Here is a 2,789-nt window from a genome sequence, read left to right as displayed (position 1 = left end):
GCGCAGCGGCCCGATCGCCATTATGATCGAATACGTCATCCGCTCGGAGGACGAGCCGGAATTCCTCGCCACCATGGCCGAACGCGGGCGCATCCGCCGCCGCGACGGCGCCCGCAACTGGACGCTTGCCCGCGATCTTGAAAATCCAGGCATCTGGATCGAGCACTACCACACGCCGACCTGGGTCGAGTACATCCGTCACAACAGGCGTGCCACCCATGCCGACGCCGTGGTCGGCGAGCGCATCCGCGCGCTTCACAGTGGCGAGGAGCCGCCGCGCGTACGCCGCATGATCGAGCGCCCGACTACTGCCGGCACGACCCTTGTCTCACCCAAGGGGCCGATCGATCACTAACCTGCGTCTTTCGGCTCGGAAGATCGACCTCGCCATTCAGCCGGCGCTCTGGATCATGTAGAGCTTGCGCGTCGTCTCGTGGATCAGCCATTCGCCCTTCCACCCTTGCGGCAGGACGAGCAGGTCTCCCGGTCCGAGTTCGCGCATTTTGCCGTCGGCACGGCTCACTTCAGCGCGGCCGGAAATGATATGGCAGATCTCCGACGAGCCGGAACGATCGGCGGTGAAGCGGCCGGGCGTGCACTCCCAGATGCCGATATCGATGGTCCCGTCAGGCGACCGGAAGAGCGAGCGCACCGCCTCGACCTGACCTCCCTCAATGGAGGTCGGCTTGGGTGAGAACGCCCCGATATCGGCCGTGGCGAGGTCGTGGAAGGTCGAAAGGTCGATCAAGTTGGGCTCCATGGGTCAAAGCGATTCCAGGAAAAGCGAGCAGCTGTTTCCTGTCCGGAATTGCGAAACGCTCTAGTGGCCGGTGATGGCGTCGGCCAGGGCGGCAAGCTTCGAGGTGTGCGAAAGCCCGGCGGCCTCACGGCGATCGGCGAGATGGTAGAGCTGGTACATCGAGTGCACGCCGAGCCAGCGGAAGGGCTCCGGCTCCCAGCGCCGCACCTTGCGGTTGACCCAAGGCAGGCGCGTAAGCTCCGTGTCCTGGCCAAGGATCAGGTCGGCGAGCGTGCGCCCCGAAAGATTGGAGCTCGAGACACCCAGCCCGACATAGCCGCCGGCCCAGCCGATGCGGGTCGCCGGATCGAGGCCAACCGTCGTGCACCAGTCGCGCGGCACGCCGAGCACGCCGCACCAGGCATGCTCGATGCGGCAGCCCGCCGTCTGCGGCAGCAGCGTCGTCAGGATCTGATGCAACTGGTCGATCGTCGCCTGCTGCGTCTGGCCGTTGACGTCGGTGCGCGAGCCGTAGCGATAGGGCACGCCGCGCCCGCCCATGGTGATGCGCCCCTCGCGCGTGCGCTGGGCGTAGCAATAGGCGTGGGCGGCACTGCCGAGAAGCTCATGCCCTTCCCAGCCGATCGCGCGCCACAGCTCCTGCGATAGCGGCTCGGTCACGATCTGCGCGCTATTGAGGGCCAGCCAGGTCCGCTCCTCGCCGGGGATGCCTGCGGTGAAACCCTCGGTCGCGCGGATGATGGTTTCCGCGCGCACCGTGCCGCGGTTGGTCGTCACGTTGCCTTTGGCGATGGCGGTCACCGTCGTCTGTTCGTAGATCGGCACGCCCAGCCGCTCGACGGCGGCGGCAAGCCCGCGCACCAGCTTGGCCGGCTGCACCCGCGCCTGGCCATGGACGACGAAGCCGCCCAGGACGTCGCGGACATTGATGCGCGCCCGCGTCGCCGCTTGATCGAGGATCTCGACGCGGTTCGGATCGACATCCCAGGCGCGGATCGTCTCGCATTCCTCGCGCGCGCGTTCGACCTGCGCCGGATTGGTGGCCACCGTCAGATTGTCGACGCGGCGGATGTCGGCATCGATGCCTTCGGCGGCCGCCACCCGGATCACCTCGTCGACGCAGCCGGCCATCGCCGCCTGCATGGCGCTGACGCCTTGCCGCGTCGAGGTCTTGAGATACTTCTCTCGCGACCAGGTGAAGCCGCCCGACAGCCAGCCGCCGTTGCGGCCCGAGGCACCGAACCCGGCGAATTCGCGCTCGATCAGCGCGATGCGCAGCGAGGGCCTCGCCTTCTTCAAATAGTAGGCGGTCCACAAGCCGGTATAGCCGGCGCCGACGATCGCGACATCGGCCTCGATATCGCCGGGCAAGGGCGGCCGGGGCGCGGGAACTCCGCCGATATCCGCATACCAGAACGATATGTCGCCGTTGCGCTTGGCTTGCATGGGATGACTTTCGGATTGGTTGGAACGGATCAATCGGGGTCAGGTCAGCGTTGTGTCTGCCGCGCTGTCATCGGCCAGAAGCTTGGCGTCTGCACCATCGAAGCAAAGCTCCACTGGTTCGCCGAGGCCGAAGCTGTCGCCGGTCAGCGGCGAGCGCACGATCGCGGTCGAACCGTCGGCGAGCTTGACTTCGTATTTCGACCCCGAGCCGAGATAGATGGCTTCCGCGATCGTTCCCGGCAGCCGGTTGGCGCCGTTTGCGGCATCCTGGCCGGGCCGGCGGATGGCAAGCTTTTCGGGACGCAGCAGCATCACCGGGTTGGCTTGCCCGTTGATGCGCTTCGGCGCCGTCACCGTCTCGCCGGCAATGCGCAATGCCGTGCTCGTGCCGTCGCTCCGCGCCTCGCCGCGCAACACCGTGGAGTCGCCGATGAAGCGGCCGACGAACAGCGTCGCCGGTTCGTCGTAGAGCTGCCGGCCGGTGCCGACCTGCTCGATCTGGCCGCGATTGAACACCGCAATGCGGTCCGACAGCACCAGCGCCTCTTCCTGGTCGTGCGTGACATAGACGAAGGTGGTGCCG

The 2,789-nt window shown here is 66.9% G+C and carries 4 protein-coding genes; 1 reads left to right on the top strand and 3 read right to left on the bottom strand.

Features of this window, described 5'->3' with window-relative positions:
• The coding region (locus EN742_RS30660; protein WP_189375677.1) for an MFS transporter at positions 1-355 on the top strand (355 nt) is incomplete at its 5' end.
• Positions 356-391: 36 nt separating this feature from the next.
• On the opposite strand, the gene EN742_RS30655 is transcribed toward EN742_RS30660, so the two are convergent.
• The 3 genes from EN742_RS30655 to EN742_RS30645 all read right to left on the bottom strand — a co-directional run.
• Positions 392-760, bottom strand: a complete 369-nt coding sequence (locus EN742_RS30655; RefSeq protein WP_127406679.1) for a cupin domain-containing protein — start codon at positions 758-760, stop codon at positions 392-394.
• 60 nt (positions 761-820) lie between these two features.
• Positions 821-2,206, bottom strand: a complete 1,386-nt coding sequence (locus EN742_RS30650) for an FAD-binding oxidoreductase (RefSeq protein ID WP_128333644.1) — start codon at positions 2,204-2,206, stop codon at positions 821-823.
• A 39-nt stretch (positions 2,207-2,245) separates the two neighbouring features.
• The coding region (locus tag EN742_RS30645) for a TOBE domain-containing protein (RefSeq protein ID WP_128333643.1) at positions 2,246-2,789 on the bottom strand (544 nt) is incomplete at its 5' end.

It is taken from the genome of Mesorhizobium sp. M4A.F.Ca.ET.020.02.1.1 (genome assembly GCF_004022645.1).
Lineage (GTDB): Bacteria > Pseudomonadota > Alphaproteobacteria > Rhizobiales > Rhizobiaceae > Mesorhizobium.
Note: the sequence above shows the minus strand (reverse complement) of the source record. Positions and strands in the feature narration are given on the sequence as shown.